Source organism: Streptomyces sp. NPDC093018 (assembly GCF_040684035.1).
Taxonomy (GTDB): domain Bacteria; phylum Actinomycetota; class Actinomycetes; order Streptomycetales; family Streptomycetaceae; genus Streptomyces; species Streptomyces murinus.
The window spans coordinates 311809-324572 of sequence record NZ_JBFBFF010000005.1; the positions used below are offsets into that span (position 1 = coordinate 311809).

12 protein-coding genes are annotated in these 12764 nt (G+C 69.4%); 6 read left to right on the forward strand and 6 right to left on the reverse strand.

The features are described from left to right. The first annotated feature begins 166 nt into the window (after nt 1–166). The 6 genes from AB0N90_RS14710 (at nt 167) to pknB (ending at nt 8413) form a co-directional block, all read left to right on the forward strand. Nucleotides 167–1057 carry a DUF3662 and FHA domain-containing protein gene (locus tag AB0N90_RS14710; RefSeq protein WP_365196359.1) on the forward strand — a complete coding sequence of 297 codons (891 nt, stop codon included), beginning with the start codon at nt 167–169 and terminating at the stop codon, nt 1055–1057. A gap of 10 nt (nt 1058–1067) precedes the next feature. Continuing rightward, nucleotides 1068–1607: an FHA domain-containing protein gene (locus AB0N90_RS14715; protein ID WP_361672125.1), complete on the forward strand. Its 540-nt coding sequence runs from the start codon at nt 1068–1070 to the stop codon at nt 1605–1607. Nucleotides 1608–1747: 140 nt separating this feature from the next. Next, nucleotides 1748–3310 carry a Stp1/IreP family PP2C-type Ser/Thr phosphatase gene (locus AB0N90_RS14720; protein WP_361672122.1) on the forward strand — a complete coding sequence of 521 codons (1563 nt, stop codon included), beginning with the start codon at nt 1748–1750 and terminating at the stop codon, nt 3308–3310. A 27-nt stretch (nt 3311–3337) separates the two neighbouring features. Then, nucleotides 3338–4777: an FtsW/RodA/SpoVE family cell cycle protein gene (locus AB0N90_RS14725; protein WP_361672120.1), complete on the forward strand. Its 1440-nt coding sequence runs from the start codon at nt 3338–3340 to the stop codon at nt 4775–4777. Then, nucleotides 4774–6249 (forward strand): penicillin-binding transpeptidase domain-containing protein, encoded by a 1476-nt coding sequence (locus tag AB0N90_RS14730; RefSeq protein WP_361672117.1) that lies wholly within the window; start codon nt 4774–4776, stop codon nt 6247–6249. Before AB0N90_RS14725 ends, AB0N90_RS14730 begins: the two co-directional genes overlap by 4 nt. A gap of 169 nt (nt 6250–6418) precedes the next feature. Beyond that, on the forward strand, nt 6419–8413 hold the full coding sequence (pknB, locus tag AB0N90_RS14735) for a Stk1 family PASTA domain-containing Ser/Thr kinase (protein WP_365196365.1): 1995 nt from the start codon (nt 6419–6421) through the stop codon (nt 8411–8413). A gap of 80 nt (nt 8414–8493) precedes the next feature. Here the strand turns inward: pknB and AB0N90_RS14740 are convergent, their stop codons facing one another. From AB0N90_RS14740 to AB0N90_RS14765, 6 genes are all read right to left on the reverse strand, one after another. Continuing rightward, nucleotides 8494–9246, reverse strand: coding sequence for a class E sortase (locus AB0N90_RS14740; protein WP_361672113.1), 753 nt, complete (start codon nt 9244–9246; stop codon nt 8494–8496). A 15-nt stretch (nt 9247–9261) separates the two neighbouring features. Further along, nucleotides 9262–10326, reverse strand: coding sequence for a class E sortase (locus tag AB0N90_RS14745; protein ID WP_365196368.1), 1065 nt, complete (start codon nt 10324–10326; stop codon nt 9262–9264). Beyond that, on the reverse strand, nt 10323–10961 hold the full coding sequence (locus AB0N90_RS14750; RefSeq protein ID WP_086809121.1) for an aminodeoxychorismate/anthranilate synthase component II: 639 nt from the start codon (nt 10959–10961) through the stop codon (nt 10323–10325). Before AB0N90_RS14750 ends, AB0N90_RS14745 begins: the two co-directional genes overlap by 4 nt. Beyond that, the gene (locus tag AB0N90_RS14755; RefSeq protein WP_037650331.1) at nt 10958–11119 is read right to left on the reverse strand and encodes a hypothetical protein; all 162 of its coding nucleotides are present in this window, start codon (nt 11117–11119) and stop codon (nt 10958–10960) included. Before AB0N90_RS14755 ends, AB0N90_RS14750 begins: the two co-directional genes overlap by 4 nt. 61 nt (nt 11120–11180) lie before the next feature. After that, nucleotides 11181–11879, reverse strand: coding sequence for a class E sortase (locus AB0N90_RS14760; RefSeq protein WP_361672110.1), 699 nt, complete (start codon nt 11877–11879; stop codon nt 11181–11183). 21 nt (nt 11880–11900) lie between these two features. Continuing rightward, nucleotides 11901–12689, reverse strand: coding sequence for a DUF881 domain-containing protein (locus tag AB0N90_RS14765; RefSeq protein WP_365196372.1), 789 nt, complete (start codon nt 12687–12689; stop codon nt 11901–11903). Between the last annotated feature and the right edge of the window lie 75 nt (nt 12690–12764).

Consider the following 12764-nt stretch of genomic DNA (forward strand, 5'->3'; position numbering starts at 1 on the left):
CAGGGAGGAGTTCCGAGCGGAGCGGCTGGGGGAACCGGCTGTTTGCCGGGGGCGTGGATACGATCAGTAAGCAGTACCGGCGGTACCGGGCAACGCAACGCACAGAGCACCACACGCACCACACAGCGCAGGACAAGGAACCGACAAGGGACGGAGGAGGTGCCCCATGGGAGTCCTGAAGAAGTTCGAGCAGCGTCTCGAAGGTCTGGTGAACGGCACCTTCGCCAAGGTCTTCAAGTCCGAGGTCCAGCCCGTGGAGATCGCGGGCGCGCTCCAGCGGGAGTGCGACAACAACGCGACCATCTGGAACCGCGACCGCACCGTCGTGCCCAACGACTTCATCGTGGAGCTCAGCGCGCCGGACCACGAGCGCCTCAGCCCCTACTCCGGGCAGCTCGGCGACGAGCTGGCCGGCATGGTGCGTGACTACGCGAAGCAGCAGCGCTACACCTTCATGGGCCCGATCAAGGTGAACCTGGAGAAGGCCGAGGACCTGGACACCGGCCTCTACCGGGTGCGTTCACGCACCCTCGCCTCCTCCAGCGACCAGCAGGCGGGCCCCGCCGCGCAGGGATCGCAGGGACAGGGCCCCGCGGCGGCCCCGGGCCGCCCGGGACAGGGCGCACAGGGCCAGGGCGGGTACGGCTATCCGCCCGCCATGCCCGCCGGCGCGCCCCCCATGCCCGCCGCCCCGCCGCCCGGCGCCCGCCCCGGCGGCTACGGCTACCCGCAGCCCGCCACCCAGCGCCCCGCGGCCGCCCCGATGAGCGGCGGACGCACCCGCTACTGGATCGAGATCAACGGCACCCGCCACCAGATCTCCCGCGCGACCCTGGTGCTGGGCCGCAGCACCGAGGCCGATGTGCGGATCGACGATCCCGGCGTCTCCCGCCGGCACTGCGAGATCCGGACCGGAACGCCCTCGACGATCCAGGATCTCGGCTCCACCAACGGCATCGTGGTGGACGGGCAGCACACCACCCGCGCTACGCTCCGCGACGGCTCGCGGATCGTCGTGGGCAGCACCACCGTTATCTATAGGCAAGCCGAAGGGTGAAGCGGGGGCAATGTCAGAGCTGACCCTCACGGTCATGCGGCTGGGTTTCCTGGCCGTACTGTGGCTGTTCGTGATCGTGGCCGTGCAGGTCATCCGCAGCGACCTGTTCGGTACGCGCGTCACCCAGCGCGGATCGCGTAGGGAGGCCGGGCGGGCCCAGCCCCCGAGCGGCCGCCAGGCCGCCAGGCAGCAGCAGGCCGCGCCCCCGCAGCAGCGCGGCCAGCAGAGCGGTGGCGGCGGCCGGCGCGGGCGCAACGCCCCCAGCAAGCTGGTCGTGACCGAAGGCACACTGACCGGCACCACCGTCGCGCTCCAGGGCCAGACCATCACCCTGGGCCGGGCGCACGACTCCACGATCGTGCTGGACGACGACTACGCCTCCAGCCGTCATGCCAGGATCTACCCCGACCGCGACGGCCAGTGGATCGTCGAGGACCTGGGGTCGACCAACGGCACCTACCTGGACCGGTCCCGGCTGACGACCCCCACGCCGATCTCGCTGGGCGCGCCGATCCGCATCGGCAAGACCGTCATCGAGCTGCGGAAGTAGTGCTACATCATGAGTGAGCGCGAACGGAGCGAGCACGCGGCGGCGGACCGCCTTCCGGTCCCCGGCGCGCTCCCGACCGGAGGGTGGGCAGTGTGGCTCGACACGACCGGCTGCATTCGGAGCCGACGGGCGAGGTGCGCATGAGTCTGTCACTGCGCTTTGCCGCCGGTTCGCACAAGGGCATGATCCGCGAGGGCAACGAGGACTCCGGTTACGCCGGCCCCCGCCTGCTCGCGATCGCCGACGGCATGGGCGGCCAGGCGGCCGGCGAGGTCGCCTCCTCCGAGGTGATCTCCACCCTGGTCACGCTCGACGACGACGTGCCCGGCTCCGACATCCTCACCTCCCTCGGCGTGGCCGTGCGGCGCGCCAACGACCAGCTGCGCTCCATGGTCGAGGAGGACCCCCAGCTCGAAGGCATGGGCACCACGCTGACCGCGCTGCTGTGGACCGGGCAGCGGCTCGGCATGGTGCACGTCGGCGACTCGCGCGCCTATCTGCTGCGCGACGGGGTGCTCACCCAGATCACCCAGGACCACACCTGGGTGCAGCGGCTCGTGGACGAGGGCCGGATCACCGAGGAGGAGGCCACCACCCATCCGCAGCGCTCGCTGCTGATGCGTGCCCTCGGCAGCGGTGACAACGTCGAGCCCGACCTGTCCATCCGCGAGGTCCGCGCCGGCGACCGGTACCTGATCTGCTCCGACGGCCTGTCCGGCGTCGTCTCCCACCAGACGATGGAGGAGACCCTCGCCAGCTACCAGGGCCCGCAGGAGACCGTGCAGGAGCTGATCCAGCTCGCGCTGCGCGGCGGCGGCCCGGACAACATCACCGTCATCGTGGCCGACGTCCTCGATCTGGACACCGGCGACACGCTCGCGGGCCAGCTGTCCGACCAGCCGGTCGTGGTCGGCGCGGTCGCCGAGAACCAGAGCCATCTGCACGACAACGGGATCATGCAGACCCCGGCCGGCCGCGCCTCCCACCTGGGCCGCCAGGGCCACGGCGGCGGCGAGTTCGGTCCGCCCGGCTCCGGCGACAGCACCGGCTACGTCCCGGCGGGCAGCTTCGACGACTACGCCGACGGCGACTTCACCAAGCGCAAGGGCCGCAGATGGCTGAAGGCGTCGCTGTACAGCGCCCTCGCCCTCGCGGTCATCGGCGGCGGTCTCTACGGCGGCTACCGCTGGACGCAGACGCAGTACTACGTCGGCACCAGCGAGGAGCACGTCGCGCTGTACCGCGGGATCAGCCAGGACCTGGCCTGGGTGTCGCTGTCGAAGATGCAGCAGGACCACCCGGAGATCGAACTCAAGTACCTGCCGTCGTACCAGCAGAAGCAGGTCAAGGCCACGATCGCCGAGGGCGGCCTCAAGGACGCCCAGTCGAAGATCCAGGAACTGGCCGTGCAGGCCTCCGCCTGCAAGAAGGAGACGGAGCGCCAGGACGCCGAGCGCACCCAGCCGGGCAAGCCGCACACGGGCAAGACCAGCGGCACCAAGTCCGACACGGGCGCCACCGGCACCATGAGCACCGCCGCCTTCACCCAGACCACCGCGACCACGAACCCGAAGACGTCCCCGTCCACGGGCACGCCGGGATCTTCGAAGTCTCCGTCCACGACCCCGTCCGCGACCCCCAGCCCCGGCCCCACCCTCTCGGAGGATGAGCAGAAGGTCGTCTCGCTGTGCGGTAAGCAGTAGGCAAGCCGTGAGAGGCCCTGTCACACGATGAGCAGTACGACTAACTCGCCGACGCACCACACGTCCACCATCGGCGCGATCGGTGCGCCGAGCCGCCGCAACACCGAGCTGGCCCTGCTGGTCTTCGCGGTGCTGATCCCGGTGTTCGCCTACGCCAACGTGGGCCTGGCCATCGACAACCAGGTCCCGGCGGGGCTGCTGAGCTACGGCCTGGGCCTCGGCCTGCTGGCCGGCGTGGCCCATCTCGTCGTACGGAAGTTCGCCCCGTACGCCGACCCGCTGCTGCTGCCGCTGGCCACCCTGCTCAACGGGCTCGGCCTGGTCTGCATCTGGCGCCTGGACCAGTCCAAGGCGCTCCAGCAGATCCATGTCGCGGGCGGCAAGGCGACCAACCAGCTCATGTACACGGCGATGGGCATCGCCCTGTTCGTGGCGGTGCTGTACTTCCTGAAGGACCACCGCACGTTCCAGCGCTACACCTACATCTCCATGATGTGCGCGCTGCTCCTGCTGCTGCTCCCGCTGGTCCCGGGTCTCGGTCTGAACGTCTACGGCGCCAAGATCTGGATCTCCGTCGGCGGTTTCACCATCCAGCCCGGTGAGTTCGCCAAGATCGTGCTGGCCATCTTCTTCGCCGGCTATCTGATGGTGAAGCGCGACGCGCTGGCCCTCGCCAGCCGCCGTGTCATGGGCCTCTACCTGCCACGCGGCCGCGACCTCGGTCCGATCCTCGTGGTCTGGGCGATGTCCATCCTGATCCTGGTCTTCGAGACCGACCTCGGTACGTCGCTGCTGTTCTTCGGCATGTTCGTGATCATGCTGTACGTCGCCACCGAGCGGACCAGCTGGATCGTCTTCGGTCTGCTGATGTCCGCGGTCGGCGCCGTCGGCGTGGCGAGCTTCGAGCCGCACGTGAAGATGCGTGTGCAGGCCTGGCTCGACCCGCTGAAGGAGTACAAGCTCTCCCAGCAGGGCGTCGGCGGCCACTCCGAGCAGGCCATGCAGGCCCTGTGGGCGTTCGGCTCCGGCGGCACCCTCGGCACCGGCTGGGGCCAGGGCCACTCCGAGCTGATCAAGTTCGCCGCCAACTCGGACTTCATCCTCGCCACCTTCGGCGAGGAGCTGGGTCTGGCCGGCCTCATGGCGATCCTGCTGATCTACGGCCTGATCGCGGAGCGCGGTGTGCGCACCGCCCTCGCCGCCCGCGACCCGTTCGGCAAGCTGCTCGCCATCGGCCTCTCGGGTGCCTTCGCGCTCCAGGTCTTCGTCGTGGCCGGCGGTGTGATGGGCCTCATCCCGCTGACCGGTATGACCATGCCGTTCCTCGCGTACGGCGGTTCGTCCGTGATCGCCAACTGGGCGCTCATCGGCGTCCTGATCCGCATCAGCGACACCGCCCGCCGCCCGGCACCCGCCCCCGCAGCCAACCCCGACGCCGAGATGACCCAGGTGGTCCGCCCGTCATGAACAAGCCCCTGCGCCGGATCGCGATCTTCTGCGGCCTGCTCGTGCTGGCCCTGCTCGTCCGCGACAACTACCTCCAGTACGTCAAGGCCGACAGCCTGCGCACCGACCCGCTCAACCGGCGGGTCGCCATCGAGCGCTACTCCGCGCCGCGCGGCGACATCATCGTGGACGGCAACCCGATCACCGGCTCGACCGAGGTCAAGCACGGCGACTTCAAGTACAAGCGCACCTACAAGAACGGGCCCATGTGGGCCCCGGTGACCGGCTTCTCCTCCCAGGCCTTCGGCGGCACCCAGCTGGAGAACCTGGACGACGGCATCCTGACCGGCAATGACGACCGGCTCTTCTTCCGCAACACCCTGGACATGATCACGGGCAAGCCGAAGCAGGGCGGCAATGTCGTCACCACGCTCAACGGCGCCGCGCAGAAGGCCGCGTACAACGGTCTGAAGGCCGTCGGCGGCAAGGGCGCGGTCGCCGCGCTCGACCCGGCCACCGGCAAGATCCTGGCGCTGGCCTCGTACCCGTCGTACGACCCCTCGTCCTTCGCGGGCAACACCGACGACGACGCCAAGGCCAGGAACAAGCTCCTGAAGGAGAACAACCCGGCCGACCCGACGCTCAACCGGGCGCTGCGCGAGACCTACCCGCCGGGCTCCACCTTCAAGGTGGTCACCGCGGCGGCGGCGCTGGAGAACGGCAAGTACACCTCGGCCGACCAGCCGACCGACTCGCCGCTGCCGTACATCATGCCGGGCACCACGACCCCGCTGCCCAACGAGGGCAACCTGCCCTGCAAGAACGCCACCATGCGGGTCGCGCTCCAGTACTCCTGCAACACCGTCTTCGGCAAGATCGGCGCCGACCTCGGCAACGCCAAGATGCTGGCGGAGGCGAAGAAGTTCGGCTTCGACGCGCAGCAGTTCACCCCGGTCCGCTCCAACGCCTCGGTGTTCTCGGACAACATGAACGCCTCGCAGACCGCGCTGTCCTCCATCGGCCAGTACAACACCGCCGCGACCCCGCTCCAGATGGCCATGGTCGCCTCGGCGGTCGCCAATGACGGCAAGCTGATGAAGCCGTACATGGTGGACGAGTTGGAGGCTTCCAACCTCGACCCGGTGGAGAAGACCAAGCCGGAGGAGATGAGCCGGCCGCTGTCCCCGCAGAACGCGCAGGTCCTCCAGTCGATGATGGAGACCGTGGTCGAGAAGGGCACCGGTACCAACGCCCGGATCTCCGGCGTCAAGGTCGGCGGCAAGACCGGTACCGCGCAGCACGGTGTGGCCAACAGCGCCAACCCGTACGCCTGGTTCATCTCCTACGCCAAGCTCCCCGACGGCAGCTCCCCGGTGGCCGTGGCCGTGGTCGTCGAGGACGAGCACGCCAACCGTGACGACATCTCCGGCGGCGGCCTGGCCGCGCCGATCGCGAAGAGCGTGATGGAGGCGGTCATCAACTCCAAGAAGTGACGACCATCACATCAGCTTCACAAGGACGCACGTTGCGATACCGGTCCGATATCGGGATCCGGGCTTGGCCAGGTCATACAAAGGGAGCCGGGTACCGTAGGCCCGGACGGCAGCCCCGGCGCACAGCGATGTGACGGCCGGGACCGACGGAGAGGGCTGGTAGGTAGCTATGGAAGAGCCGCGTCGCCTCGGCGGCCGGTACGAGCTGGGCCACGTGCTCGGCCGTGGTGGCATGGCGGAGGTCCACCTCGCGCATGACACCCGGCTCGGCCGCACGGTGGCGGTGAAGACGCTGCGCGTCGACCTCGCGCGCGACCCGTCCTTCCAGGCCCGGTTCCGCCGGGAGGCCCAGTCGGCCGCCTCGCTCAACCATCCCGCGATCGTCGCGGTCTACGACACGGGTGAGGACTACATCGACGGGGTCTCCATCCCGTACATCGTGATGGAGTACGTCGACGGTTCCACCCTGCGTGAGCTGCTGCACTCCGGCCGCAAGCTGCTGCCGGAGCGCGCCATGGAGATGACCATCGGCATCCTCCAGGGCCTTGAGTACGCCCATCGCAACGGCATCGTCCACCGCGACATCAAGCCGGCCAACGTCATGCTGACCCGGGGCGGTCAGGTCAAGGTCATGGACTTCGGCATCGCCCGTGCGATGGGCGACTCCGGCATGACGATGACGCAGACCGCGGCGGTCATCGGCACGGCCCAGTACCTCTCCCCCGAGCAGGCCAAGGGCGAGCAGGTCGACGCCCGCTCCGACCTGTACTCCACGGGCTGCCTCCTCTACGAGCTGCTGACCGTACGGCCGCCCTTCGTCGGCGACTCCCCGGTGGCCGTGGCCTACCAGCACGTCCGCGAGGAACCGCAGGCACCCTCGGTCTTCGACCCCGAGATCACCCCCGAGATGGACGCGATCGTCCTCAAGGCGCTGGTCAAGGACCCGAACTACCGCTATCAGTCGGCCGACGAGATGCGGGCCGACATCGAGGCGTGCCTGGACGGCCAGCCGGTCGGCGCCACCGCCGCGATGGGCGCGGTCGGTTACGCCGGCTACGGCGACGACCAGGCGACCACCGCACTGCGCCCGGAGTCGCCCGCGGCCGCCACGGCCATGCTCCCGCCGATGAACGGGGACGACGGCGGCTTCGGCTACGACGACCGCCCCGACCGGCGCCGCCAGCAGCCGAAGAAGTCGAACACCTCCACGATCCTGCTGATCGTCGCCGGTGTCCTGGTGCTGATCGGCGCCATCCTGATCGGCAAGTACGCGTTCAGCGGGCACGGCGTGAACGACAAGCCCTCGGTGCCCAACTTCGTCGGCCTGTCCGAGAAGGACGCCCGCGAGACCGCCTCGAACGTCGATCTGAAGGTCAGCGTCTCCGGCCGCAAGGCCTGCGAGGACCAGCCCAAGGGCTTGGTGTGCTCGCAGGATCCGGCGAAGGGCACGAAGGTCGACAAGAACACCACCGTCGGCCTGGTGATCTCCACGGGCGCCCCCAAGGTGACCGTGCCGGACGTCCGCGGCATCCAGTTCGACCAGGCGCAGACCCAGCTCAAGGAGAAGGGCTTCACCGACGTCGAGCGCAAGGACGTGGTGTCGACCCAGCCTCCGGGCGTGGTCACCGCGCAGGACCCGCCGGGCGGCAGCAGCCGGCAGAAGGGCACCACGATCACCCTCACCGTCGCCAAGGCGGAGGAGAAGGTGACCATCCCGGGCGATGTCATCGGCAAGTCCTGTGACGACGCCAAGGCGGAGCTCCAGGGCATGGGCCTGGTGCCGACCTGCAACGACCAGCCGACCGACAACCCGGACGACGACGGCAAGGTCCTGGCGATCAACCCGCCGGCCGGCCAGCAGGTCGCCAAGAACACGCCGATCGCGGTCAACGTGGGCAAGGCGCAGAGCGGCCAGGTCCAGGTCCCGGGCATCCAGGGCAAGAAGCTCGGCCAGGTGAAGCAGATGCTCGCCCAGGCGGGCCTGTCGCTGGGCAACGTCACGGGCGCCAACGACGACAACGCGCTGGTCATCAACTCGAACCCGGCCCCCGGCACCCAGGTCAACCAGGGCCAGGCCATCGACGTGACCACCATCGGCGGGGCGAACCCCGGCAACAACGGTGACAACGGCGGCGGCAACCTATTCGGAGGCATGGACGGCTGACACGGTCGTACGAGCGAGTGGGCCCCCGCCGGAATCTCCCGGCGGGGGCCCATTCGCTTTCCCGCTCTCCCGGGGAACGCTCAGCGCAGTTCCGGCGGGAGCGTCCGCTTGCTGTCGACCTTCTGCACCCGGACCAGTTCGCCCCACACGATGTAGCGGTAGCGCGAGGTGTAGACGGGGGTGCAGGTGGTCAGCGTGATGTAGTGGCCGGGCTTCTTCCAGCCCGACTCCTTGGGGACCGCGTCCACGACACCGACGTCGTACTTCGAGGTCTCCGGGAGGATCGAGGAGACCTTGTAGACGTACCAGTCGTCCCGGGTCTCGAAGACGATCGGGTCGCCCTTCTGGAGCTTGTCGATGTTGTGGAACTTCGCGCCGTGGCCGTCGCGGTGGGCGGCCAGGGTGAAGTTCCCCTTGTCGCCGGTCATCGGAAGCATCGCCTTGACCGGGTCGGTGTAGTAGCCGGCGACACCGTTGTTGAGGACGTCGGTGCTGGTGCCCTTCTCGACCAGGACTGAGCCGTTCTTCATCGCGGGCACGTGCAGGAAGCCGATGCCGTCCTTGGTGTCCAGCGCGCCGGGCCCGGGGTCCGTGCTCTGTGCCCAGTGCTCGCGCACCTTGTCGGCCTGCTTGTCGGCCTTGCGGTCCGCCAGCACGTTCGTCCACCAGAGCGAGTAGACGACGAAGAGGCCGAGCAACACGCCCACGGTGATGAGCAGTTCACCGAAGACGCTGACGGCCTGTGCGATCCGGCCCGGACGCCGGCGCCGCTCGGCGGGCTCCGGCTCGGGCGCGTCCGTGTGTTCTTCGGTCTCGTCGGCGGTCGCTGCCACAGTGGTTCCTAGCCCTTACTCGATGAGCGCGTCCGGCTTGCCCTTGCTGCGGGGGCGTACCTCGACCATCTTGCCCCAGACGATCAGCCGGTACTTGCTGGTGAACTCCGGTGTACAGGTGGTCAGGGTGATGTAGCGGCCGGGCTTGGTGAAGCCCGAGCCCCGCGGGATCGGGTCCAGCACGCTGGTGTTGGACGGCGAGGTGACCGGGAGTGTCGACGTCACCTTGTAGACGTAGTACGTGTCCTGCGTCTCGACCACCACGGGGTCGCCGGGGGTGAGCTTGTTGATGTAGCGGAACGGCTCGCCGTGGGTGTTGCGGTGCGCCGCGAGCCCGAAGTTACCGGTCTTGGCGTCCGGCATCGCGGTCTTCAGCGGCGCCTCGCCGTAGTGCCCGACCATGCCCTTGTCGAGGACCCTGGTGGTGCTGACGCCCTCCGCGATCGGCGCCACCACGTCCAGCTTGGGGATGTGCAGGATGGCGAAGCCCTGTCCGGGCGCGAAGACCCCCGGGTTGCGCTTGCCGTTCGCCCAGTCGTCCTGGAGCTGATGGGCCTCGCTGCCGGCCTGCGCGTGCGCGCGGACGTTGGTCCACCACAGCTGGTAGGTGACGAACAGCAGCATCAGCACGCCGGTGGTGATGAACACCTCGCCGATCGCGCGGCTCGCGATCACCCCGGGTCCCGGCTTGGCCAGCCGCGCCCGTCGCCGGGCCTCGACCCGGGTCAGCGGACGGTCCGGATCGTCCTCCGCCCAGGTGGGAGAGGCCTTCGCCGCGGGCGCGTCGGCGGACCCACCGGAGGCCGCGCCGGAGACCGCCGGGTCCCCCTGCCCGCCACGGCGCCCGCCGCGCCGCTTGGCCGCCTTTCTGCGGCCCGCACGGCCACCAGGGGCGGGTCCGGACCCGGAGGGGGTCGTTGGGGCCCCAGGGGCCCCTGTGGACCCCGCGGCCGCGGGATCGGCGACCCGCAGGGCCATCGTCTCCGCGTCGAAGGGAGCTTCGTAGGGCGCACCGCCGTGGGACTCGTACGGTTCCCCGCCGTCGTACAAGTCCTCGCGCTCGGGGCGCAGGGCGGTCACGCCGTGGCCCTGCCCACCACCGGGGCGAGCCCCGCCGACCTCGCCACGGCACCCTGGTCGCCGCACTCCGCCAGCCAGTTGGCCAGCATCCGGTGGCCGTGCTCGGTCAGCACCGACTCCGGGTGGAACTGCACGCCTTCGACGGGCAGTTCGCGGTGGCGCAGGCCCATGATGATGCCGTCGTGCGTACGGGCCGTGACCTCCAGCTCGGCCGGGACCGTCGCGGGCTCCGCGGCCAGGGAGTGGTAGCGGGTCGCGATGAAGGGGGAGGGCAGCCCGGCGAAGACGCCCTTGCCCTCGTGCTCGACCGGGGAGGTCTTGCCGTGCAGCAGCTCGGGCGCCCGGTCCACCACGCCGCCGTACGCCACCTGCATCGACTGCATGCCCAGGCACACGCCGAAGACCGGCACCCCGGTGGCCGCGCAGTGGCGGACCATCTCCACGCAGACGCCGGCCTGCTCGGGGGTGCCGGGGCCGGGCGAGAGCAGGACGCCGTCGAAGCCGTCCTGGGCGTGCGCGGTCGACACCTCGTCGTTGCGCAGCACCTCGCACTCGGCACCCAGCTGATACAGGTACTGGACGAGGTTGAAGACGAAGCTGTCGTAGTTGTCCACGACGAGAATGCGCGCGCTCACTGGTTGTCCACCGTCACATCGTTGAAGGGCAGCAGTGGCTCGGCCCACGGGAAGACGTACTGGAACAGGACGTAGACCACCGCCAGGGCCAGCACGACGGAGACCAGCAACTTCACCCATACGTTTCCCGGCAGATGCCGCCAGAACCAGCCGTACATGCCGTCCTTGCCGTCCCTTCCGTGTCCCTACGGCACCAGACACACGCCGTACGTCACCAGACTAGCGGCGCAGCGCGTCCGGTTCGCCTGACTCCACAGGCCTGGTGGAGTCCAGATGCGCCCAGACGATCAGCCGGTGGCTGTGGCCCCATTCGGGATCGCACGTGGTCAGCGTCAGATAGCGGCCCGGACGCGAGTATCCGGACTTCTGTGGCACAGGGTCGATGACGCCGATGTCGGTCGGGACGGTTTTGTAGGGCCCTTTGTCGATCCGATACGTGAACCAGGTGGTTCCGTCGGTGAGCACCACCGCGTCGCCGGGCCGCAGCCTGGGGAAGTCCTTGAGCGGATCGCCGTAGGTGCGCCGGTGCCCGGCCACCGCGAAATTGCCCACCTGGCCGAGCCGGGCGGTGCCGCTGTAGTGCGCGAGTCCCTTCGCGAGCACGTCCCGGCCGGTGCCTTCGAGGACGGGCTTGTTCCACGTGAAACCGAGCCGGGGGATGTACATGATCGCGAAGGGCTCGCCGTAGTGGTACGGCGCCGGGGGCGGGGGCGCGGCGGCGGGGTCCGCCGGGGCCGTGGTGGTCGTCGCGGCCGGCACGCTGCCCGTGGACCACTGCCTGTGCAGCTGGTCGATCTGGTCGTTCATGGCGCCGTCGGCCCGTACGCCGGTCCAGAAGAGCACGTAGGCGACGAAGAGCACGATCAGGGTGCCCACGGTGATGCACAGCTCGCTGAGGGTCCTCACGATCAGGCGCACCGGCGGCTCCTGGGCGGGCGGCTACTGCACGGGCTTCGCGTAGTGCAGGTCCACTGTGCCGGAGTAACCCGGAAGAGTCACCGTGCCGTCGTCGGTGACTTTCCAGCCGAGGCCGTAGACGTTGACGTACACCATGTAGGTCTGGATCGCCTTGCTGTCCGCGAGCGACTGCTGGAGCCGCCCGGGGTCCCCGATCGCCGTGATCTTGTACGGCGGTGAGTAGACGCGGCCCTGGAGGATCAGCGTGTTGCCGACGCAGCGGACCGCGCTGGTGGAGATCAGCCGCTGGTCCATGACCTTGATGCCCTTGGCGCCGCCCTGCCACAGGGCGTTCACCACGGCCTGGAGGTCCTGCTGGTGGATGACCAGGTAGTCGGGCTGCGGCGGGGGGTAGCCGGGGAGCTTGGCGGTGGCGTTGGGCGGGGCGTCGTTCAGGGTGACGGTGACGGCCTTGCCGGTGAGCTGCTGGGTGCCCGCGCTCTTCTCCAGGCCGGTCAGCCGCCGGTCCTGCGCCTTGGTGCTGCCGCCGTCGCTCTTCGCCAGGGACTCCACGCCGTCGCGCAGGGAGGCGTTGGACTCGTCCAGGTCCTTGTTCTTGCGGCTGCGCTGCTGGATCAGATCGGACAGCTTCAGCAGGGAGCCGTCCTGGCGGATGTCGGTGCCCTTGGCCGTGTCGAAGCTGGTGAAGAAGATCAGGCCCGCGAGCGCGAAGACCGCCGCGGTGAGCATCCGCACGGGGCGCACCCGCGGCCCGCGACGAGGGCCGGAACCCATTGCTCCCGTACCGGGGGAGTCGGCAGAATTGCTCAACGTACCCTTGCTCTCCTTCGGCGCCACGGAAGCACTACGCTAACGGACGCCCGGGGGAGCACACAGAAGTCGTCA

Excerpts from the sequence above, each read along its gene's own strand:
- AB0N90_RS14710 (WP_365196359.1), top strand. The coding sequence starts at position 167 with ATGGGAGTCCTGAAGAAGTTCGAGCAGCGTCTCGAAGGTCTGGTGAAC.
- AB0N90_RS14725 (WP_361672120.1), top strand. The coding sequence starts at position 3,338 with ATGAGCAGTACGACTAACTCGCCGACGCACCACACGTCCACCATCGGC.
- AB0N90_RS14720 (WP_361672122.1), top strand. The coding sequence starts at position 1,748 with ATGAGTCTGTCACTGCGCTTTGCCGCCGGTTCGCACAAGGGCATGATC.
- AB0N90_RS14715 (WP_361672125.1), top strand. The coding sequence starts at position 1,068 with ATGTCAGAGCTGACCCTCACGGTCATGCGGCTGGGTTTCCTGGCCGTA.
- AB0N90_RS14730 (WP_361672117.1), top strand. The coding sequence starts at position 4,774 with ATGAACAAGCCCCTGCGCCGGATCGCGATCTTCTGCGGCCTGCTCGTG.
- AB0N90_RS14755 (WP_037650331.1), bottom strand. The coding sequence starts at position 11,119 with ATGTACGGCTGGTTCTGGCGGCATCTGCCGGGAAACGTATGGGTGAAG.
- pknB (WP_365196365.1), top strand. The coding sequence starts at position 6,419 with ATGGAAGAGCCGCGTCGCCTCGGCGGCCGGTACGAGCTGGGCCACGTG.